The sequence below is a fragment of the Paractinoplanes toevensis genome (genome assembly GCF_018332695.1).
Lineage (GTDB): Bacteria > Actinomycetota > Actinomycetes > Mycobacteriales > Micromonosporaceae > Actinoplanes > Actinoplanes toevensis.
In genome coordinates this window covers 78,673-103,423 of record NZ_BOQN01000022.1, presented here as the reverse complement: position 1 = coordinate 103,423, position 24,751 = coordinate 78,673, and the positions used below count along the sequence as shown (strand labels likewise).

The window sequence follows — 24,751 nt, the reverse complement described above, 5'->3', positions numbered from 1 at the left end:
CATGAGGTTCCCCAAACCCGGGCGGCGCACCCTCGGGACGGGCCTGGCCGGTCTTCTACTTGCCGCCGGCGGCGTGATGGCGTTGAGCGCGCCGGCCGCGGCCGCCACCGCGGTCACCATCGACGGATCGTCGGGCGGCCGCACCTTCGACGGCGTCGGCGCGGTCAGCGGTGGCGGCGGCAACAGCCGGCTGCTGTTCGACTATCCCGAGGCGCAGCGCAGCCAGATCCTCGACTACCTGTTCAAGCCGAACTACGGGGCGGCGCTGCAGATCCTGAAGGTCGAGATCGGCGGCGACACCAACTCGACCAGCGGCGCCGAGCCCAGCCACGCGCACTTCCGCGGTGATCTCAACTGCAACCGCGGCTACGAGTGGTGGATCATGGAGCAGGCCAAGGCCCGCAACCCGAACATCAAGCTGGTGGGCCTGCCGTGGGGCGCGCCCGGCTGGATCGGCAACGGCAACATCCTGTCCACCGACATGATCAACTATCTGCTGTCCTGGCTGGGCTGCGCCAAACAGCACAACCTGACGATCGATTACCTGACCGCCGGGCAGAACGAGAAGAAGTACGACGCCAACTGGACGATCAGCCTGCGGAACGCGTTGAACAGCAACGGCTACAGCGCCATGAAGATCATCTACGGTGATTCCTGGCCCGGCGACTGGAGCCCGGCCAACACGGTGGTGAACAACAACGCGCTCAAGTCGGCGATCGACGTCCTGTCGGCACACTACGTCTGCGGCTACCTCAGCGCGCAGAGCACCTGCACGGTGCCCGCGAACGCCACCAACTCCGGCGAGACGCTCTGGAACAGCGAGGGCGGATCGCAGGACTACAACGACGGCGCCAAACCGCTGGCCCGCGGCATCAACCGGGGGTACGTCGACGGGCGGATGACCGCGTACCTCAACTGGGATCTCATCGCGGCGATCACGCCGAACCTCCCGTGGGCGACGGTCGGGCTCATCCTGGCCAACCAGCCGTGGTCCGGCTGGTACGCGGTCGGCAAGGACACCTGGACCCTGGCACACACCACCCAGTTCACCGCGCCCGGATGGAAGTATCTCGACCGGTCGAGCGGCCTCATCGGCGGCAACCGCAACAACGGCAGCTACGTCTCACTCAAGTCGCCGAACAACACCGACTACAGCACGGTCATCGAAACCGTGGACGCCACCAGCGCCCAGCAGATGAACTTCACCGTCGGTGGTGGACTGTCCACCGGGCCGGTCCACGTGTGGCGGACGAACCTCAACTCCAGCAACACCGCCGACCACTTCGTGCGCGGCGCCGACATCACCCCGTCCAGCGGCACCTTCTCGCTGACCGTCCAGCCCGGCTCCATATACACCGTCACCACCACGACCGGGCAGGGCAAGGGTACGGCCACCAGCCCCGGGCAGGGCTCGCTGGCGCTGCCCTACACCGACAACTTCGAGTCGTACGCCGCCGGCCGGTTCCCCCGCTACCTGCAGGACATGCAGGGCGCGTTCGAGACGACTGCCTGCGGCGGCGGCCGTTCCGGGATGTGCCTGCGGCAGGCCTCGCCCCAGGCGCCGATCACCTGGAAAACCCTGTCCGAGCCCAACACGTACGGCGGGAACCTCAACTGGAACAACTACACCCTCTCCGCCGACGTCATGTTGGAGAACTCCGGCTACGCGCAGCTCGAGGGCCGGGTCGGCACAACGAACCTGGACCCGATCAACCGGTTCAACGGATACTTCCTGCGCGCCCAGGACACCGGCGCCTGGTCGATCCTGCGCAACAACACCAGCGGCCAGCTCACCACCCTGCGCAGTGGCACCACCGCGGCCCTCGGCACCGGCCGCTGGCACAACCTGAAACTGACCTTCAACGGCAGCACCATTGCGGCCGTCATCGACGGCACCACGGTGGGCACGGTCACCGACTCGGCCTTCGGGGCCGGGCAGGTCGGTTTCGGCACCAGCCAGGGTGAGACCGCCCAGTTCGACAACCTGCAGGTCTACAACGGGACGCCGCCGACCGACCCGACGCCCACCCCGACCCCGACCGTCAGCCCGAGCCCGACCGTCAGCCCGTCGCCGAGCCCGTCGGCACCGGCCGGTGGCTGCAGCGCCACCTACAAGATCACCTCCACCTGGACCGGCGGATTTCAGGGCGAGGTCACCGTCACCAACAACGCGGTTGCCACGTCCACCGGCTGGCGGACCGACTTCACCTTCGCCGACGGCCAGCGGGTCAGTCAGTCCTGGAACGCCGACCTGACCCAGAGCGGCACCACCGTGACGGCGTCCAACGTCAGTTACAACGGCGTTCTACCCCCGGGCGGCTCCGCCACCTACGGCTTCCTCGCCAGCCAGGACGACACCGCCAACGCCGTACCAGCCGTTACCTGCATCCTCCGTTGATCAGCCCGGGTTCGAAGCCTCGCCAGGCTTCGAACCCGGCGCAACAGCCCATGGTGGACGAGTGTTGGCGGTGGTCGCGAGCGCACTGGGTCGGGCCCGAGGTGTTGCGGGTGACGGAACTACCCGAGCCCTCAGTAGTGCCCGGGCAAGTGCTCGTCCAGATCCCCGCGGTGTGCGGCTCCGGCATGGAGGGCCTCGTGGTCTGGTGACCTTCCCGGCGAACAGCGGGACGAGGGACTCACGCTCGGGTGCCGGCAGCACCCGGGCGTGTCTCTGTGTCGCCATCGCCCGGGCAGTCACCTGCTGGATCGCCGGCTTTCGCAGCTGGCGGCGATGGTGCAGCCGGCGATGCCGGCAATCACTATTCCGGCGAGCACCCGGCGCGCCTTGCGCGTGCCCGGTGGTGGGATCTGGAACACGCAGATGCCGATCGCGGCGTTCACGGCGAGACTGAGCTGGGCGATGGTGAAGCCGGGCCCGGTACCGGCCCGGCCCGGCAGCGTGAGCTGCAGCAGATTACCGATGCCGAACAGTACGCCGGCGCCCAGTTGCGTGCTCACCGCCCGCGCTCCGGCCTTGAGCGGCTCGCCCGTCGTCACCACCAAGGCCAGCGCGCCGCCGAGGATGTCCAGCGCGAGCGGGAAATTGCTCACCTGAGGCTTCGTTGATCCGCGATTCACCCGCGGCGGGTCAGCCAGAAGCTTCGGTTGCGGCCGACGCGAAGACGCGCACGTCCCACGCGCCGAGGTGCACCGCTGTGCCCGGTGCGACCGCGGCGCCGGTCAGGGCGTCGGTCAGCGGCGCCGGCGGCTCGACCGCGACGGGTTCTCAGCTCCAGTTGTGCACGACGTGGACCCGGCGCCCGTCCGGGAGGTGGCGGTGGTGGCCGTGACGGAGGCCGGGAGGTGGCGCCATCCGCCGGTCGGCACCGGCGCGAGCCATGCGGCGAGGGCTTGGGCGAAGTCGCGTCCGGGTACCGTGCCGACGCAGGTGACCCGGCCCGCGCCGTGGCGGCGGGTGGTGACCGCCGGCCAGCGGCCGAAGTGCGGATGGTGGTATTCGACGAGCACATCGGCGTCCACGATGTGCGGCCGTCGGCCCAGCGCGTCGCCGCCGCCCGCTCCGGCAGGTCGAGCGGTCCGCCCGGGGCGGACCGCTGCTCGTCCGCAGCGATGCCCGCTGTCTGAAGGCCAGCGTGTTGTCGAGGATGAGCGCGCCCAAAGATAAGATGATTGGCCTCATGGCTTGCGGGAGGATCCGGTGGCGCTGACCGACGAGGCGATCTCGAAGATCCGGGGGTTGATCCAGTCGGGGGAGTTGCCCCCGGGCGCCCGGCTGCCCACCGAGCAGCAGCTGTCGCAGGAGATGGGCCTGTCCCGCAGCGGTGTTCGCGAGGCGGTGAAGGTGCTGGAGGCGGCTCGCGTGCTCGACGTGCGCCGCGGCGACGGCACCTACGTGACGAGCTTGGCCCCGCGACTGCTGCTGGAGGGCCTCGGCGTCGCCGTCGAGCTGCTTCGCGACGACACCCTGCTGGAGGTCATGGAGGTACGCCGAATGCTGGAGCCGGTGGCCACGGGTGTCGCCGCCCTGCGCATCACCGACGCCGACGTGGAGCGGCTCGGGGAGATCCTCGAGGAGATGCGGGGAGCGGCGGACGACGCCGAGCGGCTCATCCGGTACGACGCCGCCTTTCACCGCACGGTCATCGCGGTGACCGGTAACGAGACGCTGACCTCCCTGCTCGACGGCCTGTCCGGGCAGACGCTGCGGGCGCGGGTCTGGCGGGGGCTGATCGAAGGCGGCTCCGCGCACGTCACGCTCAACGAGCACGAGGCGATTTACCTGGCCCTGCGCGAGCGCGACCCACTGCTGGCCCAGGCGAGCGCGCTGATCCACGTGAACACGTCGGAGTCATGGCTGCGTACGGTGCTGGCCGCCGCGCCGCGACCGCCGGCCGGCGACGAGGCACCGCGCCGGCGGGAGCGACGATGATTCATCAGATGTAGGGGAGCGGTCAGATTTGCGCCTTGCCACCGGTGATCCGGGAGACGACCAGCGCGACGAGGATGACCGCACCGTTGAGGAAGTTGGTCCACTGTGCCGGGACGCCGGCCAGCGTCAGCACATTAATGATCATGAAAAGCAGGAGTACGCCGGTGAAGGCCCCGAAGACGGTGCCCTTACCGCCGTTGAGGCTGACTCCGCCGATGACCGCCGCGGCGAACACCTGGAAGATCGCCCCGTCGCCCTGCGCCGCCGTGACCGAGGCGAGCCGTCCGCTGATGAGCAGACCCGCGAGCGCGGCCAGTGTGCTGGCGATGATCAGGGTGAGCCACACGACCCGGTCGGTGCGGATGCCGGCCGCCCGGGCGGCGTCGACGTTGCCGCCGATCGCGTACAGCGAACGGCCGGCCCGGGTGTAGCCGAGGACCACGACGGCCACGGCGAACAGGGCCAGGGTGATCCAGATCGACGCGGGCACGCCCAGCCACGAAGTGGAGCCGAGGTAGGTCATGGACCCCGGCAGGGCGAAGAAGGTCTTGCCGCCGGAGATGCCGGTGAGCAGGCCGCGCAGGACGATGAGCATGCCCAGCGTGACGATGAAGCCGTTGAGCCCGAAGCGCACGATCAGCAAGCCGTTGAACGCGCCGATCAGGGCGCCGGCCAGGAGCACCAGCGGGACGGCCAGGGCACCCGGGACCGCGTGCACGCCGAGGCCGTGCGTCACCGCCGGATCGACGATCAGCCAGGCCGCGATGCCCGGCGCCAGGCCGAAGGTCGACTCCAGCGACAGGTCCATCTTCCCGGTGATCAGCACGAGGGTCTCGGCGAGCACGACGATGGCGATCTCCGACATGCTCTGCAGCACGTTGATGATGTTGTCAGCCTGCAGGAACACCGGACTGACGATGAACCCGACGATGCCGACGGCGATGATGGCCGGCACCAGTGCGAGATCACGCAGGTGGGCCAGCGCGACGGTCCGGCGGGCGACCGGCGGGGGTGCCGGGGCCCCGGCGGGAGCGGTGGTGCTCGACAGCGTGTCAGACATGGTCGAGATCGACCCCTTCCATGGCGGCTACCAGGTCGTTGTCCCGCCAGCCGGACGGTATGTCGCGAACGACGCGGCCGCGGACCATCACCAGGACCCGATCGCAGACGCGCAGGTCGTCGAGCTCGTCGGAGACGACCAGCACGACACTGCCGCGCCCGCGCACCTGCTCGACCACGCCGAGCAGGGTCTGCTTGGAGCGCACGTCCACGCCGGCGGTCGGGGTGATGAGGACCAGCAGCTTGGGGTCACCGGCTAGGGCGCGGGCCATGACGACCTTCTGCTGGTTGCCTCCGGAGAGGTCGGAGACGGGCACTTGCGGGCCCGACGCCTTGATGGCGAGGTCCGTGATGAACCGGCGGGCGAAGGCGTCGCGGCGTGCCGGCGAGAGGAGACCGCGCCGGCCGATCCGGTCGGGGACGGTCATGGTGACGTTCTCGGCGACGGACAGCAGTGGCACCAGGCCCTGCCGGTGCCGGTCCTGCGGGACGAGACCCACACCGGCGGCGAGCGCGTCCGGCACGCTGCCTCGCCGCAGCGTACGGCCGTCGACGGTGACCGTCCCCGCGGTCGGCCTGGCCAGGCCCACCACGGCCTCGGCCACCTCGAACTTGCCGCTGGCGCCCCCGCCGGCGAGCCCGATCACCTCGCCGGCGCGGGCCTCGAACGATGCTTGAGCGCCCGAGGCGGTCACCAGATCCCGGACGACGACACGGACGGCGGCGTCGGTGGCCGGTGGCGCCCGGTGCGTGTCGCCGGTGAGGCTGATGTCCTCACCGGTCATCGCGGCCACGATGGCCCCGCGGTCGAGTTCGGCCACGGGGGCGGTGACGATGTGCCGGGCGTCCCGGAAGACGGTCACCACGTCGCAGATCTCCTCGATCTCCTGCAGGTGGTGGCTGATGAACAGGAAGGTCACGCCCTGGGCGCGCAGAGCGGCGATGCGGTCGAAGAGCCGGGTGATGCCGGTGCCGTCGAGCTGGGCGGTCGGCTCGTCGAGGATGATGAAGCGGGCCCCGAACGACAGCGCGCGGGCGATCTCGACGAACTGTCGCTGCTCGACGGTGAGCTCCGACGCCGGCCGGTCCACGTCCACCTCCACCGACCAGGTCGCCAGCAGCTCGCGTGCGGAGCGGCGCAACGCGCCCCACCGGATGAGCCCTCCGGCGCCGCGGTCGTGCCGGTTGAGGAACAGGTTCTCCGCGACGGTCAGGGTCGGGATGATCGTGGACTTCTGGTAGACGCATGCCACCTGCCGCCGCCAGGCGTCCCGGTCACCGAGCGGCGGGGCCGGCCGGCCGGCGAAGGTGATCCGGCCGGTGTCCGGCGCCTGCAATCCGGTCAGCAGGCTGACCAGCGTCGATTTACCGGCGCCGTTGCGGCCGACGAGCGCGTGGGTCTCGCCGACTCGCACCGCGATCCCGGCGCGGTCGAGCGCGACGGTGGGCCCGAAGCGTTTGCAGATCCCGGTGGCCTCGACGACTGTGGCCTGTTCCTCGTTCGTCATGAGTTGTTGCCCCACAGCGACGTGTCGTCGTACTTCGCCGTCTTCTCACCGCCGATCGTCGCGCCGTCCGCGGTGACCAGGGGCGCGGAGAGCTGATCCTCGAGCACGCCGTCGCGCACCTTGATGATCGTGCTGTCATGGTCGGTCGGCCCGAGCTGGAAGGTCTTGCCGTCGATGGCGGCCTTGACGTAGAAGAGGCCGTACTTCGCGTACTGGTCGGCTGGCTGGCTGACCGTCGCGTCGATCAGGCCGGCCTTGATGTCCTTGAGCTCCTCGGGGATTCCGTCGTTGGAGACGATGAAGACGTGCTTCGGGTCGCTCGGGGGCACCAGCCGGCCCTTCTGCCTGAGCACCTGCTTGGTGCCGGAGAGCGCGAAGGACGACTCCATGTAGACGCCCTTGACGTCCGGGTCGGAAGCCAGGCGCGTCTGCAGCTTGGACGCCGCGACGTCGCCCTTCCAGTCGGTCACCTCGCCGAAGACCGTGATGCCGGGGAAGTTCTTCTTCATGCAGTCGTTGAAGGCCTCGGTGCGGTCCCGGCCGTTGATCGACGCGAGATCGCCCTGGAGCATGACCACCTTGCCCTTGCCGGCGAGCTTGGTACCCAGGAACTGGCAGGCCTTCACGCCGTACGCGCGGTTGTCGGCCCGCACGACCATGTAGACCGATTCGGTGTCGGGTCGGGTGTCGATGGTGACGACCGGAACCTTCTTGGTGGCGAGTTGCTGGAGAGTCGGTGCGATGGCGGCGGTGTCCTGCGGGGCCATCACCACGCCCTTGACGCCCTGGCTCACGAACGTCTGCACGTTGGAGATCAGCGTGGCCACGTCGTTCTGCGAGTTCGTGGTCTTGAGCTGGACGCCGAGCTCCTGGGCGGACCGGGGAACGTACTTGATGTAGGAGTTCCAGAAGTCGGTGTCGGACCTCGGATAGTCCACGCCGACCACGGGGGCGGCGGCGCCGGCGCCATCGGCCGCCGGCGAGTCACGATTGCACGCCGCCATGGAAGACGAGGCACCGAGCGTCGTGACGACCGCCAGACTGACCAGAATTCTGCGGTTCACCGGAGTCCTTCCCTGATGCGGTGAAGGGGATGCGCTCCCGGGACGTCGCCGCCGGGGGATTTTACGGGGATGTGACCGACGACACTTTGTAGACATCTGACGTTAGGCCGCGAGGATGTGCCGGTCAATGGGGTGATCTCGCCCTGCCAAGCCCTATGCATCTGATGAATCGGTCCATCGTGGACCGTCGGGATACCGGTACGCGGTCAGGGTCTCCGGGCGCATCTCGGCGCTCACTCCCGCCGTGCGAGGCGCCACGTACCGACCGTTGTCGATGCGTACGGGGGCGGTGAAGTGCTCGTGCAGGTGGTCGACGTACTCAATGGCGCGGTCCTCGGCCGTGCCGCTGACCGCGACGAAGTCGAACATGGCCAGATGCTGGACGAGCTCGCAGAGGCCGACACCGCCCGCATGGAGGCAGACGGGGACCCCGAATTTCGCCGCGAGCAGCAGGATCGCGAGGTTCTCGTTGACACCGCCGACGCGGCAGGCGTCGATCTGGACGACGTCGACGGCGCCGGCCAGCAGCAGTTGCTTGAACATGACCGCGTTGTGCACGTGCTCGCCGGTGGCGACCTTCATCGGGGCCAATGCCGCGCGGATCGCGGCGTGCCCGAGGATGTCGTCCGGTGATGTCGGCTCCTCGATCCAGTACGGGTCGAACGGCGCCAACGCATCCAGTCGATCGCCTCGGGCACACCCCAGATCTGGTTGGCGTCGACGGCGATGCGCACGTCCGGGCCGACCTCGCGCCGGGCGATCGCCAGCCGCCGTACGTCGTCGCGGAGGTCCGCGCCGACCTTCAGCTTGATCAGCCGGTAGCCGTCGCCGACCGCCTGCGCGCACAGCCGGGCGAGCTTCTCGTCGTCGTAGCCCAGCCAGCCGGGGGTGGTGGTGTAGGCCGGGTAGCCCTCGTCGAGCAGGATGCGCTCGCGCTCGGCCCTGCCGCCGGCCGCGTGCCGCAGCAGGGCCAGCGCCTCGTCCTCGGTGAGCGCGTCGCGCAGGTAGCGCCAGTCGATCTGGGCGACGACCTGCTCCGGGCTCAGGGCGGCCAGCAGTTTCCACAACGGCTGGCCCGCGCGCCGGGCGGCGAGGTCCCAGACCGCGTTGACCAGGCCGCCCGCGGCCATGTGCACGACACCTTTCGCCGGGCCGAGCCAGCGGATCTGACTGTCGCCGACGAGCCGCCGGGCGAGCGCTCCGGGGTCGGCGACGACTTCGTCCACCAACTGGCCGGTGACCATCGTGGCGAGCGACCGGATGGCGGCGACCTCGATCTCCGTGTCGGCGAGTTTGATTTCCGCGGGCCCGGGGACACGGGCTGCCGTCGGGGGCCGGGACCTGGCAGGTTGCGGGTGCGCCCCGCGCTGGCTGATGGCCTCTGCCGCCTGTTTGATCAAGGAGAAACGAGCCTCCGGTTCGCTAGGTACCCGCGCCCAGGAGATACGGAGTGTGACGGCGGCGCCGAGGGCGAGTGCGGTCGGCGGTCGCCGACGACCTCACCCGCCGATGGCGGTGAACGGGCAGCCGGGTAGTGCCGTTCGATGCGCTTCCGGATCTATGGGGATCCACGCGGCGTGCGTTATCCGTCGACCGCGCCATCGGGATGCCAAATTCACCCTCCGCGCCCCGCGTCCCCGCCACATCCGTCATCCGACTCCGCTGGCGGAGACAGCCTGCGCTGGTGACCTGAGCGCCTTTGCTGCACCGATGACTCAGGTGACGCCGGCTTGGCGGCTCGGCCCACGTCCCGCGTGCCGGCGGGACCGGTTAGGTCACCGGTTGCCGATCGTGGAAATCGTTGGAGTCGCATGACTGATGGAGATCAACGGGGTGGCACCAAGAGTGGAGATGTCACCGATCAGCGGTGACAAACCCACGACAGGGAGATCACCCCCGTGCCCATCAACCATGGCTTTCACGCCGCCATGACCGCCCGGCCCGGCAAGGGTGACGAGCTCGTCGAGGGCTGGGCCACGCCGGAGGCGCACCGCCGGTTCTTTGCGACCGCCGAGGCGCAACCCCTGGTCGCCCAGTTGCAGCCGCTGCTCGACGGCGAACCGGCATACACCGACGAAATGCCGATCGGCGGCAAGGCCGCCGTCTGAACGACGCACCCGCCGGCCGCATCCCTCCACCTACGACGACAGGACTCCGCCATGACACCGACCCGTACGCCTTTCGACCCGGAGCTCGGCACGCTCCTCGCCGGCTTGCCGCGCGTACCCGAACTCGACCGCGAGTTGCTCGCCCAGATCGACATACCGCTGGAATGGCTCGACCGGTTCCGCACCGTCGTGGTCACCGTGGAGTACCGGCTAGCGCCGGAGAACACCGGCACGAGCGCGGAGTGGCCCTCCCGGGTACTGCTTGGCACGGGCCTTGAGGCGAAGCAGGGAGTGCGGCGATGAGCGTCTCGTTCCTGCGCGAGTTCCTGCGCGATCCGCTCACCGTCGCCGCCGTCGCTCCCAGCGGTGCCCGGCTGGCCGATCTCGTCACGGCGCCCGTGCCCCGCGACGGCGACCCGCTGGTGGTCGAGCTCGGGCCCGGCACCGGCGCGTTCACCGCTGCCGTCCAGAGTCGGCTCGCCGGTCGCGGTCGCCACCTCGCGATCGAGATCAACGAACGATTCGCCGGTCCTTTGGCCGCGAGGTTTCCGCGGGTCGACGTCGCCGTCGCCGACGCGCGCCGGCTTCCCGACCTGCTGGCGCACGGTGGTCATCGGCAGGCGGACGTCATCGTGAGCGGGTTGCCGTGGGCGGCGTTCGGTGCGAGCACGCAGGATGACCTGCTGGCCGCGGTCACCGGCGCCCTTGCCCCGGACGGCGCCTTCACCACGTTCGCCTACACCTTCTCCCGTTGGGCGCCGCCCGCCCTCCGGCTCCGGCAGTCACTGAGCGCCCGGTTCGAGGAGGTCGTCACCAGCCGGACGGTGTGGGCCAACATGCCACCCGCGTTCGTCTACTTCTGCCGCCGGCCCCGCATACCGGCCCGCTTGCATGACCTCGTTGCGGCCTAGCGGCCCGTTCCGCGGGAAGGGAGCGACGGGCATGACAGAGCGACGCGGAATACACCCGGCCGGCGAGGGTCATCGGGCGACGCCGTTCGAACTGTTCTTCGATCTGGTCTTCGTCTTCGCGACCACTCAGATCACCGCCTTCCTGGCGCACGAGCACAGCGCGTACGGCGTCCTGCAGGGCTTGATCATGCTCGCCCTGCTGTGGGGTACCTGGTCCGGTTACACCTGGCTGGGCAACCACTCCCGGGCGAACCGGGGTCTGTTGCGGAGCGGAATGGTCGTGGCGATGGCGGCGATCTTCGTGGTCGGCCTGGCGATTCCCGAGGCCTGGCGGGATGCGCCCGGCGGGCTGTCCGGCCCGTTGGTGCTGGTGTGCGCCTACCTTCTCGTGCGGTGGGTGCACCTCGCGGTCTACGCCGTCGCCGCGACCGGTGACGCAGGGCTGCGTCACCAGATAGCGATCACCTGGCTGCCCCTGCTGGCCGGCGCGGCCCTGCTGGTGAGCGGGGCGCTGCTGGGCGGCTGGGCCCAGGTGACGCTGTTCGCTCTCGCCCTGCTGGTCGACTGGGCCGGCATCTACCTCACCGCCCGGCACGGCGACTGGCGGCTGCACAGCCCGGCGCACCTGACCGAGCGGCATGGCCTGTTCATCATCCTGGCCCTCGGCGAGTCGGTCATGGCGATCGGCGCCGGCGCCGCCGGCCAGCCGACGGGGGTGCCGTTGCTGCTCGCCGCCACCCTCGGCGTCGGCGCCGCGGTGTGCCTGTGGTGGCTCTACTTCGACGCGGTGTCGCCGGCGGCCGAACGCCGCCTCGGCGAGGTGGACGGCCGGGCCCGGGTGAGCCTGGCCGTCGACGCCTACACGTACGGACACTTCCCGCTCGTCGCCGGCATCGTGCTCACCGCGCTGGGCGTCGAGGGCGTGGTGGCGCACGCGGCCGAGTTCGCACCGTTGGGGCTCTACTACGCGCTGCCGCTGTTCGGCGGCCCGACGCTCTACCTGGCCGGGCACCTGCTGTTCGAACACCGCATGCATCGCACGCTGAGCCTGCCCCGCCTGGTCACGGCCGGCGTTCTTCTCGCAGCCGCTCCCGTCGCCGTCCGGCTGCCGCCGACCGCTGCGCTGGCGGCCCTGGTTCTCGTCCTGACCGTCCTGATCACCGGCGAGACGATCCGATACGGGCGGCCAGAATCCGGCAACCATTCGAGAGAAACAGTCAAAATTGTCCGGCCTGCGGACTGATTGAATGAATCTTCACCGCAATTCCCATTTGCACCAGCTGGCCGGCGCGGCGGGTCTGCACCGCCTCGTCGGTCCGGCCGGGCTCGACCTCGGCGGAGCGTCGCTCGACGAGACCGCGCTGTCCGTCCTGGCCGAGATCGCCGCCGTCGAGAACGGTCCTGCAGCGCCGGCCCGGGCAGGGGCCGGCTCTTGACGGAAGCTCCCGATCTCTTGACCGATCGTGCTCGCCCGTCCCGCGGCGCGGCCGGCGGCCGGCTTCCCGTTGTAGCCTGCCGAACATCCACTTCGCCGGGACGGCGACAGGCGCGTGAGGTAGGGGTTGACCGGTAACGAATTGTTCGGACGCCGCGACGAGCTGGCCCGGATATCCGGTTTCCTTGACGCCGTAAGTCAGGAGGGCGACGTCCGGCTGATCTGCGGCGAACCCGGCGTCGGCAAGAGCTCGCTGATGGCCGCCGCGTCGGAACTCGCCGCCTCCAGGGGAATGCGGGTGCTGCGGGCATCCGGATCGGAGTTCGAGGCCGACGTCAGCTACTCCGCGCTCAACCAGCTGCTGCTGCCGATGCACGCGGATCTCGATCGTCTTCCGCCCGGCCCGCGGGAGGCTCTGTCGGTGGCGCTCGGTTTCGGCGTCGGCGCCCCGCCGGACGTCCTGCTCGTGTGCAACGCCGCGCTGCTGCTCGTCACCGAGCTCGCGGCCGACGCTCCCGTCGTGCTGATGATGGACGACGTGCACTGGATCGACCGGGCGAGCGCCGTGGTGCTCGGCTTCATCGCCCGGCGACTGCCGGGCCGCAGGGCCGGGCTACTGGTGGCGGCCCGTACCGGAACCGTTGGTTTCCTCGACATGCGCGGGCTGTCCGAGCAGGTCGTCGAGCCGCTCGGCGACGAGGCCGCCGCGCGGCTGATCCAGAGCCGGCAACCCCAGATGCCGATCAGGGTACGGCGGCGCCTGCTCGAGCTGGCGCAGGGCAACCCGCTCGCGTTGATCGAGCTGCCCGCCACGCTCCTCGGCTCCGCGCAGCGGAGTGCGGTGCAGCACGATGTGGTGCCCCTCAGCGACCGGCTGCAGGCTGTCTTCGCGTCCCGCCTCACCGGGTTGCCCGACCGGACCAGACGGGTATTGCTGCTCGCGGCCTTCGAGGGCACCGGTGATGTCCGGGTGCTACGGGCCGCCCTGCCCGAGGGGTCGGGCCTGGCCGACCTGGCGCCTGCGGAGCTGGAACAGCTGGTCCGGGTGGACGACGCCACCGCGCGCATCGCGTTCCGGCATCCGCTGATCCGATCGGCGATCGTGGCCATGTCCACCCACGAGGAGCGCCGCAGCGCGCACGTCGCCCTCGCCGATGCCCTGGCCGGGGACCGGGAACGTCGCGCATGGCACCTGGCGACGGCCGCCACCGGTCCGGACGAGGCGGTAGCCGAACTGCTGCAGGAGGCGGCGCACCGGGTCATGCTGCGCGGCGACGCGCTGGCCGCGATCGCCGCCCTGGTCCGCGCCGCGGAGCTGAGCACCACCGGCGCCGGCCGGGGTCGGCGGCTCGCCGAGGCGGCCTACATCGGCGCCGAGGCCAGCGGTGGCGCCGACGATGCCCGGACCCTGCTCAGCGACGCGCGCCGGGCGGCCCCGGACTCGTCCGGGTCGCTGCTCGCCGCCAGCGCGGCCGCCTTCCTCATGATCAATGGAGAAGGCGACGTGAGGACGGCGCACCGGCTGCTCACTGGCGCCATCGAGACCGGCGACCACGGGTATCGTGCGGACGATCCCGCGCTCATCGAGGCCATGCACACCCTGCTCCTGCTGTGCTGGTACGGCAGCACGCCGGCACACTGGGCGCCGTTCTTCTCCGCTCTGCGCAGACTCCGGCCCGAGCCACCCGAGGTGCTCGCGCTGGCGAGCGACAGTTTCGTCGATCCGGTACGTACCGGCCGGGCCGCCCTGCCCCGGATCGAGGCGGTCCTGCGGACGCTGTCCGAAGATGCGGATCCCACCCGCGTCGTACGCGTCGGGACGGCCTCGGTCTATCTCGACCGGCTCGGCGACTGCCGAGAGCCGTCCTGGCGGCTGATCGAACAGGGCCGCCACGGTGGAGCAGCCCGCCGGCACCTCGGCGCCCTGATGCACCTGTGCCTCGACGACTATCTGACCGGGCGGTGGGACGAAGCCGCAGAACTCGCCGACGAGGGACAACAGATCTGCGACACCAGCGGTTTCCCGTTCTTCGCGTGGTACTTCCGGTACAACCGGGCAATCATCGCCGCCGGTCGGGGCCGGTTCGACGAGGCATACGCGCTCGCCGATGAGATCACGTACTGGGCGCTACCGCGCGGCGTGTCGGCCGCGGCGTTGTTCGCGCACCATCCCCGCGTACTCGCCGCCCAGGGTCAGGGTGACTTCGACGCTGCTTTCGGGCACGCCGCCGCCATGAGCCCTCCCGGCGTCCTGGCCCCGCATGTGCCGCACTGCACCTGGGTCATGTTCGACCTGGTCGAGGCCGCCGTCCGGACCGGACGCACCGTCGACGCCCGGGCGCACGTCCAGGCGATGCGGGACGCGGATGTGGGGGCCCTGTCACCGCGCATGGCGCTGATCCAGGCCGGCGCCGAGGCCATCGTCACCGGCGCCGACGATTCGGTGACCCGGGTGGAGAGCCTGCTGGCCGATCCGGCGACGGAACGGTGGCTGTTCGACGGGTCCCGGGTCCGGCTGGCCCTCGGGGAGAAACTACGCCGTGACCGCTCCTCGGCGCGGGCGCGTCTGCACCTGCGCACGGCGCGGGACGCCTTCGCGGCCATGGCGGCCGAGCCGTGGTGTGCCCGGGCGGAGGGCGAGTTGCGCGCCTCAGGGCTCCTGCCGGCCCAAGGGCGGCCGGCCGACCTGTCCGCGTTGACCGCTCAAGAGCTGCAGATCGCGCAACTGGCGGCCGGCGGCATGACGAACAAGCAGATCGCGGAACGCCTGTACCTGTCGCACCGTACGGTGGGTGCACACCTGTACCGGATCTTCCCGAAGCTGGGGATCACCTCTCGGTCCGGGCTGCGGGATGCGATGTCGCCACCTCCTGCGGAAAGGGCTGCGCGGTGAGCCCGTCGGCCTGCGTCTCCTTCTCCTCCAGCAGCCGTTCCAGCAGACGCCGGGTGGTGGGATCATCGGTGCCGAGCCAGCGCACCGCCTCCTGCAACGTCTGCACCAGGATCCGTACCCCGACGAGGTTCTGCGTCACGATGGCCGCGGGGTGCTCCCCGGGGTACGCCCGGAAGGTCAGCCGCGACCGCACGCCGAGATACTGCGGATCGTATTCGCCGACGAAGCCGAGCTGCCGGATCCGCTCCGCCAGCCGGCGCGCGTCACCACGGTCGCGATCGGCGCAGGCGAACAGGAAATCCGCGAACGGCCGGGCGGACGGCGCGCGGATGGCCAGCGCGTGCTGCTCGTACTGCAGCGAGGACACGAGCAGGCTCGCGAGCAGCGCATCCAGCAACCGCGTCACCGCCATCAGATCCGCGTGGTTCGACGGCGTGACCGGACCGTCGTCCAGGTCGAACAGGGCACGGTCGCGGACCTCACGCGTCCGCAGCGCGGGCCCCGGCGGCAGGAGGCGCTCGCCTTCGGAAGAAGTCACGAGTTCCATGCTTGAGCAGGCCCGGTGAGCGTGCATCTGTCGAATGACCTAACCGCCGGGCGCCGCCCGGTGGCCGACGCGCGCTTCGCCGGCTCACCGTCGCGCGGCACGGGCGGTGATCTTGACCCGGATGTTTCAATCGAGGACATGTCGCTCGACGAGTTGCGCGATCTGCTCGCCCGCCATGCTCGGCCCGACCTCAGCACGCCGATCGAGGACCTGCGCATCTTCCGAGCCGAACGGCCTCAACCGCCGGTTCCCACCACGTACGGCAAAGTGCTGGCGCTCGTCGCCCAGGGGACCAAACGCTTCGCGCTCGGCAAACATCTGTACGAGTACCGGGCCGGGCAGTACCTCATCGCCTCGGTCGACCTGCCCGTCACTGCCTACTTCGAGAAGGCGAGCCCGCAGGAGCCCGGCCTCGGATTCGGGCTGACCCTGCATCCGTCCGCCATCGCCGAGGTGCTGCTGCAGGCCGGCGCGGACGAACCGGCGGCTCTCGACCCGGACACGGCGCCGGGACTGGCCGTGAGCACCGCGCCGGCTGAGCTCGTCGAAGCCGCGGTCCGGCTGCTGCGCCTGCTCGACCGGCCGCGTGACATCCCCGTGCTCGCCCCCCTGATCAAACGCGAGATCATCTGGCGGCTCATCACCGGCGAGCAGGGCGCCACCGTACGCCAGTTCGGCTTTCCCGACAGCAGCCTGAGCCACATCGCCCGCGCTGTCCAACGGATCCGCGACGACTACGCGCAGCCCTTCCGGGTCGAGGAGCTGGCCCAGCAGGCAGGCATGAGCACCTCCGCCTTCCACCGCAACTTCCAGACCGTCACCGCGATGAGCCCCATCCAGTTCCAAAAACAGATCCGGCTGCAACAGGCCCGGCTCCTGCTGGCCGCCGACCCCGCCGACATCGCCGGGATCAGCCGCCGCGTCGGCTACCAAAGCCCCGCACAGTTCAGCCGCGACTACCGGCGCCAGTTCGGCAATCCGCCGACGCGCGACGCACACCTGCGCGCGTACACCCGCACCGGCGCCCCGTCCGCATCGCGGAAGATCTGATCGGCTTACACCCGGCCGCACCAGCAGAAAGACCTGGTACATGACGATTCGACGAGTTCTGGTGACCGGTGGGTCCCGAGGCATCGGCGCCGCGGTAGTGGAGGCCTTCGCCGCGGGCGGTGACCGCGTGGCCATCCACTACCGGACCTCCCAGGCTCTCGCCGCTCAACTGCGAGATTCGCTTCCGGGACGGGGCCATGTAGCGGTGGCGGCCGACCTGCGCGACCCCGGGGCCGTACGCGTCGCCGTCGACAGCGCCGCGGAGTTACTCGGCGGACTCGATGTGCTCGTCAACAATGCCGCCGACTACGTGCCACACGACCTACTGGACTGCTCGTACGACGAGTGGCAGCAGCGGTGGGGACGTGTCCTCGACACCAACCTCACCGGCACAGCCAACGTCATCTGGTGCGCCGCTCAGCACATGCGTACCGCCGGCGGGGGCCGAATCATCAACATCTCGTCCCGGGGCGCCTTCCGCGGCATGCCGGACGCACCCGCATACGGCGCGAGCAAAGCCGGACTCAACGCGCTGGGTCAGTCGCTGGCGATCGCGCTGGCACCGTCCGGCATCGCCGTCACCACGGTAGCTCCCGGACCTATCGACACCGAACTCGTCCGGAAGTCACCGCTCGCCTCGCAAATGAGCTCCCAGAGCCCGTTCCAGCGGACCGGACGGGTCGAGGAAGTCGCAGCCGCGGTGCACTGGCTGGCGTCACCCCACGCGGAATGGGCATCCGGCGGCATCGTCGACCTCAACGGCGCTTCCTACCTTCGTACCTAGCACTCCCATCGGCGCGACCCGGTCGCCTGGGGCTCAAGATCGCATGTTGTTCGGACGCCCCGCGTTCTATCCAGATCACGATCCGTCAGTCTGGCGCCGCCCCGGATCGTCAGGTAGAGGGGTCGTTCATTGGCTTCCGCAGCAGGAGCAGCAACCGGATGTGGGCCAAATTTGAGGCCCCGAGGCGACGGCGAAGGCCAGCAACTGCTCGGTCGAGGCGGAGCAGGCGGATCACCTGTGCCGGGTCGGCCGGTAGGTCAGCACCTGGGTGTGGCCGTCGAAGGTCCGGGCGTCGAGCAGTTCGAGGTCGAAGTCGTCCGCGCCGTCGAAGACGCGGTCCACGCCGGTCGTGCCGGAGATCACCGGGAAGACCGTCACCTCGATGGCGTCGATCAGGCCGGCGTTCAGCAGTGTCCGGTTGAGTGTCAGGCTGCCGTGGGAGCGCAGCGGCACGTCGGATTCGGCCTTGAGGCGGGTGACCACCTCGACCGGGTCGCCGGCCTCGATGGTCGTGTCCGGCCATGGGAGCGGTTCGGTCAGGCGGTTGGAGAGCACCGTGACGGGGGAGTCGAACATGCGCGTGATCCATTCGTCGAACAGGCCGCGGTCGAAGCCGGGCGTGAGGAACGGCGCGTTCGACGTGTATGTCGTCGCTCCGAGCACCATGCGCAGGGGATCGCGGTAGGCGGCGGCGCGATGTGCGAGGAACTCGGGGCCCTGCTTATCCCAGTAGCCGCCCCAGTCGCCGCTGTGGTTGGCGAAGCCGTCGAGGGTGCTGAAGATGTCGAAGGTGTACGTGCCGGTCACAATGTCTCCCTTGGCCGCGCCTTACGACGCCCTGTCGATATGCGGAAGTCTCGGGTTCGTCGTTGAACTTCAGTCACGTTGCACTCTGTGAGACGCCCGGCATAGCCGGTTCACCTACGTGGGCAAAGCGCGCCGCGGGTCGTCCGGCAGTTGCTGGACACCGTCGTGCCGCCCGACAGAGACAACGCGCAGCCGATCGGATCCCATCACCGGTAGCTCACCGACGTAACTTCGAACGGGCCGAGGTCGCGCACCGCAAGCTCGTCGCGCTCACGTACCGCCGTCCGTGGCCTGCCCGCTCCTCACTTATGCGGCCGGTGTGGTGAGGCCGCCATCGATCATGCCGCTCACCCTAGGCAACCGGCGATAGCCGACGCCTCCGTCGGTGGAGGGATCTTCGGACTCATACTTCAGGAGGAGCGCCGACGACGTCGTTGGGCGTGCCCAAACAGAGGATCATGAAACGAACGGCGTACTCGGTGCGCTGATCGGCAATGACAGTAGGTCTCACGTCCGGTAGGTACTGGCGTCGCGCATTCCGACCTCGGCGGCCGATGAGAATCTCCGGTCGCTCTGGTCAATCTCCCCAGACCCGGTTGCACAGCGCATCACCAATCAAGGAGCGCGGATGTCACTTACACGGATCCACAACCTGTCCATCTCCCTCGACGGCTTCGGCACGGGCGAGCCGCAGTCCGCCGACGCACCGTTCGGCCATGCGGGCGAGCGTCTGCACGAGTGGATGTTCGGTACCCGGTTCTGGGACGCGGGCGGAACCGCCGGCGTCGACAACGCCTTCGCCGAGCGCCACAGTCACGGCATCGGCGCCGAGATCATGGGCGCCAACAAGTTCGGCCCGCCCGGCTGGCAGGACGACACGGCCTGGAAGGGTTGGTGGGGCCCGAACCCGCCGTTCCACACACCGACCTTCGTTCTGACTCACCGTCCTCGGCCGTCGATCGAGATGGAGGGCGGCACCACGTTCCACTTCCTCGCCGCGGCCCCGGCCGAGGCGCTCGAGACGGCCCGCGAAGCAGCCGAGGGCCGGGACGTCCGGATCGGCGGCGGCCCCACCGTCGTACGCGACTTTCTCGCCGCCGGGCTCGTCGACCACATGCATCTGGTCCAGGTCCCGATCGTGCTCGGCCGCGGCGTCCGCATCTGGGACGGCTTGGAGGCCCTCGAGGATGCCTACGACGTCGAGGCGGTCTCGTCGCCCAGCGGCGTCACCCACCTCACGTTTACACGGAAGGCCGGCTCGTGAACGTCGACACTGAACCGCGGGCGTTCCCGGACAGCCGACGCTTGGCCGGCTCGGTCCGGCACCGGTCTTGTCGAACCGGCACGGTCGGGACGCAGGTCAGTGCCCCGGACAGACCTAGGCGGACGCCTCAGAGCACGCGGGCGAAGTCGGCCACGGGGTGACGCGCAGGAGAGAGTTTTCGTCTTTCAGATGCTGCGCTGGTAGTGCTCGATGGTGTACGGCTTGTCAACCCACCCGATCCGGCAGTAGACGCAGACGACGTATTCCACGACGAACGCCTGCTGACCGTTGAGGGTGGCCTGCCGGCAACGCCAGCCGAAATTCCGGCCGGAGTCGGTGTCCTGCCACGGGCTGTTCATCGGTGTAAGGCCGGTCAACCCAGCCGATCGCGCAGCTGGGCAGACCGTCGGGCGACATACGCCACGCGGAAACGTTTTCCTCGACGAGGTCGCGCACATCGGCCGTTGTCAATGATGAAGTTCGATAAGTGCGCCCGGCGGCAGTTACCGAAATCCATTGCTAAAAAACTGTTATACGGTGGATGGGCGTTTAAACGTAGTTATCTTCTTGAATGTCTGGGAGCGCTCCCGTAATGTCCGCCTTACGTTTGTTAACGCTAACGTAACGCGATTGCGGTTCCCCGGAATCGCGGAAAGGAGCCGTGGTGCGAAGGTACCTACGCCTCGTCCTCTCGATGGCCATGCTTCCCCTGATCGCGGCCTCGGTGCTGCTGCTGGCGCGGCCCGCCGCCGCGGCGGCGCTGACCCGGGTGACCGGCTTCGGCAACAACCCGACCAACCTCAACATGTACGTCTACGTGCCGAACAACGTCGCCCCGAAACCGGCCCTGCTGCTGCTCGTGCACTACTGCAGCGGTTCGGCCGGCGGCATCTTCAACGGCAACGGCCACGACTACGTCACCGCGGCCGACCGCTACGGCTACGTCATCGTGCTGCCCGAGGCCACCCGGAGCGGAAGCTGCTTCGACGTCTCGACGCCGCAGGCCCTCAAGCGCGACGGCGGCGGCGACTCCACCGGCATCATGTCGATGGTGGCCTGGGCCCGCTCGCACTACAACGTCGACCCGGCCCGCATCGTGGTCAGCGGCTTCTCCTCGGGCGCGATGATGACGAACGTGCTCGCCGCCGAGTACCCGGACGTGTTCTCGGCCGCCTCGGCGTTCTCCGGCGTCCCGGCCGGCTGCTTCGCGACCACCGACGGCTCGCTGTGGAACAGCACCTGCTCCGGCGGGCGCCTGATCAAGACCGCCGACCAGTGGGCGAGCCAGGCCCGCGCGATGTACCCCGGATACAGCGGCAGCTACCCGCGCATGCAGCTGTGGCACGGCACCACCGACACCACGCTCTCCTATCCGAACTTCGGCGAGGAGATCAAACAGTGGACCGCCCTGCACGGGCTGAGCCAGACCCCCGCGTTCACCGACCATCCCCAGTCCTCGTGGACGCGCACCCGGTACGGCACCACGAGCACCCGGGCCACGGTGGAGGGCATCAGCATCGCCGGCGTGGGCCACGCACTGCCGATGTCCGGCCAGCTGGCGTACGCGATCTCGTTCCTCGGCCTCGACAGCACCTCGACCCCGCCGTCCTCGCCGCCGACCTCACCCTCGACCCCGCCGTCGAGCTCGCCGCCGGCCGGCTCGGGTGCGTGCCGGGTCGCGGCCACGATCAGCGCCTGGAACACCGGCCTGACCGAGAGCATCACGATCACCAACACGTCGGCCACGGCCGTCAACGGCTGGTCGCTGGGCTTCACGCTGCCCGCCGGGCAGACGATCACCTCGGGCTGGAACGCCACCTACACGCCCAGCTCCGGTGCGGTGACCGCGGCCAACGTGTCCTACAACGCCGCGCTTCCGGCCGGCGGCTCGGTCAGCATCGGCTTCCAGGCGACACACACCGGTAACTCCGGCCCGCCGTCCGGCTTCACCCTCAACGGCGCCGCCTGCGGCGTCGGCTGAGTCCCCGTCCCCCTCAGGAGAAACCCATGACCAGATCCAAACCAGTCACCGTCGGCCTGCTCTCGGGCGGCCTCGGTCTGCTGGCGGCGGCGGTCGTCGTGGCGATGCCCGCGCACGCCGCCGCCGCCGGATGCTCGGTGAACTACGCCGTCTCGTCGCAGTGGCAGGGCGGCTTCGGCGCCAACGTGTCGATCACCAACCTCGGTGACGCGCTGTCCGGCTGGACGCTCACCTGGTCCTACGGCGCCGGGCAGACCGTGACGCAGGCGTGGAACGCGACCGTGACCCAGAGCGGCGCGGCGGTGACCGCGAAGAACGCCGGCTACAACGGCTCGATCGCGACGAACGGCACCGTGTCGTTCGGCTTCAACGGTTCGTGGACCGGCAGCAACCCCAGCCCGTCCAGCTTCACGCTCAACGGCGTCGAGTGCACCGGCGGGGTGGGCCCGACCACCTCGCCGACCACCTCGCCGACGACATCGCCGACCCCGTCCCCGTCGAACAGCGGCGGGAGCTCGTGCCCGCTGCCGTCGTCGTACCGGTGGACGTCGACCGGTTCGCTGGCCAGTCCGAAGAACGGCTGGACGTCGCTGAAGGACTTCACCAATGTCGTCTACAACGGCCAGCATCTGGTGTACGCGTCGAACGTGGCCAACGGGTCGTACGGTTCGATGAACTTCGGTCTGTTCACCAACTGGTCGGATATGGCCTCGGCCAGTCAGAACGGGATGAGTCAGGGCACGGTCGCGCCGACGTTGTTGTACTTCGCGCCGAAGAACATTTGGGTGCTGGCCTATCAGTGGGGCCCGACGTCGTTCAGTTACAAGACCTCCTCGGATCCTACCAACGCGAACGGCTGGTCGAGCGTGCAGACGCTGTTCACCGGGACGATCTCCGACGCCCCGTACGGTGTCATCGACCAGACGTTGATCGGCGATGGCCAGAACATGTATCTGTTCTTCGCCGGCGACAACGGCAAGATCTACCGGGCCAGCATGCCGATCGGGAACTTTCCGGGCAGCTTCGGCTCGTCGTACACGACGATCATGAGCGACTCGACGAACAACCTGTTCGAAGCGGTCGAGGTGTACAAGGTGCAGGGTCAGAACCAGTACCTGATGATCGTCGAGGCGATCGGCGCGAACGGCCGCTACTTCCGCTCGTTCACCTCCAGCAGCCTCAGCGGTTCCTGGACCCCGCAGGCGGCGACCGAGAGCAACCCGTTCGCGGGCAAGGCTAACAGCGGAGCCAGCTGGACCAACGACATCAGCCACGGTGATCTGGTGCGGACCAACCCGGATCAGACCAAGACCATCGATCCGTGCCACATGCAGTTGCTCTACCAGGGCAAAGACCCCAACGCCGGCGGCGACTACAACAACCTGCCGTGGCGTCCGGGTCTGCTCACCCTCCAGCGCTGATCGGCTTCTGCAAAGCCGTTGCGGCCGGCGAAGCCTCGCCGGCCGCAACGGCTACCCGTCTCGATAGCAGAGGACTCCCACGATGAATGAATCGGACATCGGCCAGGCGCCCGCCGGTAACGGGGGTCCGGCGCGGCCACGAACCGGTCCGGCCGGACGGCGGCGGAGCATGCTGCGCGCGTCGGTCGCGATCGGCGTGGCGGTCGCCGCCACAGTGGTCGCCACGCGATCGGCCTCCGCCGCCGACAACCCGTACCAGCGTGGCCCGGACCCCACCGTGGCCAGCGTCGCCGCCACCTATGGGCCGTTCGCCACCGCGCAGGTCAATGTCTCGCCGGGCAACGGCTTCAACGGCGGCACGATCTACTACCCGACCGACACCAGCCAGGGCACCTGGGGTGCGGTGGCCATTGTGCCCGGCTACACCGCCAAATTCGCCGACGAGGAAGCCTGGATGGGTCCGCGGCTGGCCTCGTTCGGGTTCGTCGTGATCGGGGTCGAGACCAACAGCACCACCGACTGGGACACCGCCCGCGGCACCCAGTTGCTGGCCGCCCTCGACTACCTGACGCAGAAGAGCTCCGTACGCGACCGCGTCGACCCGAGCCGTCTTTCCGTGATCGGCCACTCCATGGGCGGCGGCGGTGCCCTCTACGCGGCCACCCAGCGCCCGTCGCTGAAAGCCGCGATCGGTCTCGCACCCTACTTCCCGTCCGGGAACCTGAGCAACGACCGGGTGCCGACGTTGATCCAGGGCGGCCAGAACGACACGGTGGTGACCCCGTCCTACCTCGACGGCCTCTATCCGCCGCTGAACTCCGGCACCCCCGGCGCGTACGTGCAGTACAGCGGGGCCGACCACCTCTTCTGGACCAAAGCCAACGACATCGAACTGCGCACCCAGATCCCGTGGCTGAAGATCTTCGTCGACGGCGACACCAGGTACAGCCCGCTGATGTGCCCGGCCTTGCAGGACACCACCCGGGTTGCCCGGTACAGCGCGAAATGTTCGCTGATTCCGGCCGGCGCGCCGTCGTCGTCGACCACGGTCAGCCCCACTCCGACGGTCACGCCGTCGCCGCCGAGCACCGGCGCTCTCCGGGGCGCGGCCAGTGGCCGGTGCGCGGACATCACCGGTTACGGCACCGCCGACGGTACCCGGCTGCAGCTGTACGACTGCACCGGGCAGTGGAACCAGGTCTGGAACTACACCGGCAACAGCCTGGTGAATCCGCAGAGCGGCAAGTGTCTCAACGTCGGCAGTGACGGCACCGCTGTGAACCTGTGGAACTGCAACGGCGCTGCCGGGCAGAAGTGGACGTTGTCGGGCAACGGCAACCTGGTCAACACCGGGTCCGGCAAGTGCCTCGACGCCATCGGTCAGGGCACCGGCAACGGGACCGGGCTGCAGGCCTACGCCTGCGTCGCCGGCGGCCAGGGCAACCAGCAGTGGTCGCTGCGGTAGCCACCTGGATCGGACGGGTGCCGCCGGGCCGCGGCACCCGCTCCCGCGGTCCGGCGTCCCGTGC

21 protein-coding genes and 1 pseudogene are annotated in these 24,751 nt (G+C 69.4%); 14 read left to right on the top strand and 8 right to left on the bottom strand.

The features are described 5' to 3' along the window. The first annotated feature begins 1 nt into the window (after position 1). The gene (locus tag Ato02nite_RS09265) at positions 2-2,398 is read left to right on the top strand and encodes a cellulose binding domain-containing protein (protein WP_213006002.1); all 2,397 of its coding nucleotides are present in this window, start codon (positions 2-4) and stop codon (positions 2,396-2,398) included. Positions 2,399-2,694: 296 nt separating this feature from the next. Here Ato02nite_RS09265 and Ato02nite_RS09260 read toward each other — a convergent pair whose 3' ends face one another. After that, on the bottom strand, positions 2,695-3,051 hold the full coding sequence (locus Ato02nite_RS09260) for a hypothetical protein (RefSeq protein WP_213006001.1): 357 nt from the start codon (positions 3,049-3,051) through the stop codon (positions 2,695-2,697). Positions 3,052-3,643: 592 nt separating this feature from the next. Between Ato02nite_RS09260 and Ato02nite_RS09255 the strand changes: the two genes are divergently transcribed. Then, complete coding sequence (locus Ato02nite_RS09255) at positions 3,644-4,390, top strand: FadR/GntR family transcriptional regulator (protein WP_246606393.1); 747 nt, start codon at positions 3,644-3,646, stop codon at positions 4,388-4,390. 22 nt (positions 4,391-4,412) lie between these two features. Here Ato02nite_RS09255 and Ato02nite_RS09250 read toward each other — a convergent pair whose 3' ends face one another. From Ato02nite_RS09250 to Ato02nite_RS09235, 4 genes and pseudogenes are all read right to left on the bottom strand, one after another. Beyond that, on the bottom strand, positions 4,413-5,450 hold the full coding sequence (locus Ato02nite_RS09250; protein WP_213006000.1) for an ABC transporter permease: 1,038 nt from the start codon (positions 5,448-5,450) through the stop codon (positions 4,413-4,415). After that, on the bottom strand, positions 5,443-6,957 hold the full coding sequence (locus Ato02nite_RS09245; protein ID WP_213005999.1) for a sugar ABC transporter ATP-binding protein: 1,515 nt from the start codon (positions 6,955-6,957) through the stop codon (positions 5,443-5,445). Before Ato02nite_RS09245 ends, Ato02nite_RS09250 begins: the two co-directional genes overlap by 8 nt. Then, complete coding sequence (locus Ato02nite_RS09240) at positions 6,954-8,021, bottom strand: sugar ABC transporter substrate-binding protein (RefSeq protein ID WP_246606392.1); 1,068 nt, start codon at positions 8,019-8,021, stop codon at positions 6,954-6,956. Before Ato02nite_RS09240 ends, Ato02nite_RS09245 begins: the two co-directional genes overlap by 4 nt. 153 nt (positions 8,022-8,174) lie before the next feature. Beyond that, positions 8,175-9,151 (bottom strand): annotated as a pseudogene (locus Ato02nite_RS09235) (enolase C-terminal domain-like protein). Between the two features lie 768 nt (positions 9,152-9,919). Between Ato02nite_RS09235 and Ato02nite_RS09230 the strand changes: the two are divergent. The 6 genes from Ato02nite_RS09230 to Ato02nite_RS09205 all read left to right on the top strand — a co-directional run bounded on the left by Ato02nite_RS09230 (position 9,920) and on the right by Ato02nite_RS09205 (position 15,368). Then, positions 9,920-10,129 (top strand): NIPSNAP family protein, encoded by a 210-nt coding sequence (locus Ato02nite_RS09230; RefSeq protein ID WP_213005998.1) that lies wholly within the window; start codon positions 9,920-9,922, stop codon positions 10,127-10,129. Between the two features lie 51 nt (positions 10,130-10,180). Beyond that, positions 10,181-10,432: a hypothetical protein gene (locus Ato02nite_RS09225; RefSeq protein WP_213005997.1), complete on the top strand. Its 252-nt coding sequence runs from the start codon at positions 10,181-10,183 to the stop codon at positions 10,430-10,432. Next, positions 10,429-11,040 carry a class I SAM-dependent methyltransferase gene (locus tag Ato02nite_RS09220; protein WP_213005996.1) on the top strand — a complete coding sequence of 204 codons (612 nt, stop codon included), beginning with the start codon at positions 10,429-10,431 and terminating at the stop codon, positions 11,038-11,040. Before Ato02nite_RS09225 ends, Ato02nite_RS09220 begins: the two co-directional genes overlap by 4 nt. Positions 11,041-11,071: 31 nt before the next feature. Next, positions 11,072-12,283: a low temperature requirement protein A gene (locus Ato02nite_RS09215; protein WP_213005995.1), complete on the top strand. Its 1,212-nt coding sequence runs from the start codon at positions 11,072-11,074 to the stop codon at positions 12,281-12,283. A 4-nt stretch (positions 12,284-12,287) separates the two neighbouring features. Further along, the gene (locus Ato02nite_RS09210; protein ID WP_213005994.1) at positions 12,288-12,476 is read left to right on the top strand and encodes a hypothetical protein; all 189 of its coding nucleotides are present in this window, start codon (positions 12,288-12,290) and stop codon (positions 12,474-12,476) included. A 126-nt stretch (positions 12,477-12,602) separates the two neighbouring features. Beyond that, positions 12,603-15,368, top strand: coding sequence for a helix-turn-helix transcriptional regulator (locus tag Ato02nite_RS09205; protein ID WP_213005993.1), 2,766 nt, complete (start codon positions 12,603-12,605; stop codon positions 15,366-15,368). Here the strand turns inward: Ato02nite_RS09205 and Ato02nite_RS09200 are convergent. Continuing rightward, positions 15,304-15,915 carry a ferritin-like domain-containing protein gene (locus tag Ato02nite_RS09200; RefSeq protein ID WP_213005992.1) on the bottom strand — a complete coding sequence of 204 codons (612 nt, stop codon included), beginning with the start codon at positions 15,913-15,915 and terminating at the stop codon, positions 15,304-15,306. The two genes, Ato02nite_RS09205 and Ato02nite_RS09200, sit on opposite strands and share 65 nt — an antisense overlap. Before the next feature lie 15 nt (positions 15,916-15,930). On the opposite strand from Ato02nite_RS09200, the gene Ato02nite_RS09195 reads away from it, so the two are divergent. Further along, the gene (locus Ato02nite_RS09195; protein WP_246606391.1) at positions 15,931-16,965 is read left to right on the top strand and encodes an AraC family transcriptional regulator; all 1,035 of its coding nucleotides are present in this window, start codon (positions 15,931-15,933) and stop codon (positions 16,963-16,965) included. Between the two features lie 40 nt (positions 16,966-17,005). Beyond that, positions 17,006-17,749, top strand: coding sequence for an SDR family NAD(P)-dependent oxidoreductase (locus Ato02nite_RS09190; RefSeq protein ID WP_213005991.1), 744 nt, complete (start codon positions 17,006-17,008; stop codon positions 17,747-17,749). Positions 17,750-17,980: 231 nt separating this feature from the next. Here the strand turns inward: Ato02nite_RS09190 and Ato02nite_RS09185 are convergent, their stop codons facing one another. Further along, positions 17,981-18,556, bottom strand: a complete 576-nt coding sequence (locus tag Ato02nite_RS09185; protein WP_213005990.1) for a dihydrofolate reductase family protein — start codon at positions 18,554-18,556, stop codon at positions 17,981-17,983. Positions 18,557-19,184: 628 nt separating this feature from the next. Between Ato02nite_RS09185 and Ato02nite_RS09180 the strand changes: the two genes are divergently transcribed. Then, on the top strand, positions 19,185-19,820 hold the full coding sequence (locus Ato02nite_RS09180) for a dihydrofolate reductase family protein (RefSeq protein ID WP_213005989.1): 636 nt from the start codon (positions 19,185-19,187) through the stop codon (positions 19,818-19,820). Between the two features lie 185 nt (positions 19,821-20,005). Here Ato02nite_RS09180 and Ato02nite_RS09175 read toward each other — a convergent pair whose 3' ends face one another. Further along, entirely contained in the window at positions 20,006-20,179 is a 174-nt protein-coding gene (locus tag Ato02nite_RS09175) for a hypothetical protein (RefSeq protein ID WP_213005988.1), read from the bottom strand. Between the two features lie 335 nt (positions 20,180-20,514). Here Ato02nite_RS09175 and Ato02nite_RS09170 point away from each other — a divergent pair, with 335 nt between their 5' ends. The 3 genes from Ato02nite_RS09170 (at position 20,515) to Ato02nite_RS09160 (ending at position 24,687) form a co-directional block, all read left to right on the top strand. Next, complete coding sequence (locus Ato02nite_RS09170) at positions 20,515-21,801, top strand: extracellular catalytic domain type 1 short-chain-length polyhydroxyalkanoate depolymerase (protein ID WP_438873027.1); 1,287 nt, start codon at positions 20,515-20,517, stop codon at positions 21,799-21,801. Between the two features lie 26 nt (positions 21,802-21,827). Then, complete coding sequence (locus Ato02nite_RS09165) at positions 21,828-23,222, top strand: non-reducing end alpha-L-arabinofuranosidase family hydrolase (protein WP_213005987.1); 1,395 nt, start codon at positions 21,828-21,830, stop codon at positions 23,220-23,222. 169 nt (positions 23,223-23,391) lie between these two features. Beyond that, positions 23,392-24,687: a poly(ethylene terephthalate) hydrolase family protein gene (locus Ato02nite_RS09160; RefSeq protein ID WP_213005986.1), complete on the top strand. Its 1,296-nt coding sequence runs from the start codon at positions 23,392-23,394 to the stop codon at positions 24,685-24,687. Positions 24,688-24,751 lie beyond the last annotated feature (64 nt).

Coding starts and splice junctions, on each gene's coding strand:
- Ato02nite_RS09225 (WP_213005997.1), top strand. CDS start 10,181: ATGACACCGACCCGTACGCCTTTCGACCCGGAGCTCGGCACGCTCCTC.
- Ato02nite_RS09165 (WP_213005987.1), top strand. CDS start 21,828: ATGACCAGATCCAAACCAGTCACCGTCGGCCTGCTCTCGGGCGGCCTC.
- Ato02nite_RS09245 (WP_213005999.1), bottom strand. CDS start 6,957: ATGACGAACGAGGAACAGGCCACAGTCGTCGAGGCCACCGGGATCTGC.
- Ato02nite_RS09170 (WP_438873027.1), top strand. CDS start 20,515: ATGGCCATGCTTCCCCTGATCGCGGCCTCGGTGCTGCTGCTGGCGCGG.
- Ato02nite_RS09175 (WP_213005988.1), bottom strand. CDS start 20,179: ATGAACAGCCCGTGGCAGGACACCGACTCCGGCCGGAATTTCGGCTGG.
- Ato02nite_RS09210 (WP_213005994.1), top strand. CDS start 12,288: ATGAATCTTCACCGCAATTCCCATTTGCACCAGCTGGCCGGCGCGGCG.
- Ato02nite_RS09190 (WP_213005991.1), top strand. CDS start 17,006: ATGACGATTCGACGAGTTCTGGTGACCGGTGGGTCCCGAGGCATCGGC.
- Ato02nite_RS09160 (WP_213005986.1), top strand. CDS start 23,392: ATGCTGCGCGCGTCGGTCGCGATCGGCGTGGCGGTCGCCGCCACAGTG.
- Ato02nite_RS09215 (WP_213005995.1), top strand. CDS start 11,072: ATGACAGAGCGACGCGGAATACACCCGGCCGGCGAGGGTCATCGGGCG.
- Ato02nite_RS09250 (WP_213006000.1), bottom strand. CDS start 5,450: ATGTCTGACACGCTGTCGAGCACCACCGCTCCCGCCGGGGCCCCGGCA.
- Ato02nite_RS09220 (WP_213005996.1), top strand. CDS start 10,429: ATGAGCGTCTCGTTCCTGCGCGAGTTCCTGCGCGATCCGCTCACCGTC.
- Ato02nite_RS09265 (WP_213006002.1), top strand. CDS start 2: ATGAGGTTCCCCAAACCCGGGCGGCGCACCCTCGGGACGGGCCTGGCC.
- Ato02nite_RS09200 (WP_213005992.1), bottom strand. CDS start 15,915: ATGGAACTCGTGACTTCTTCCGAAGGCGAGCGCCTCCTGCCGCCGGGG.
- Ato02nite_RS09180 (WP_213005989.1), top strand. CDS start 19,185: ATGTCACTTACACGGATCCACAACCTGTCCATCTCCCTCGACGGCTTC.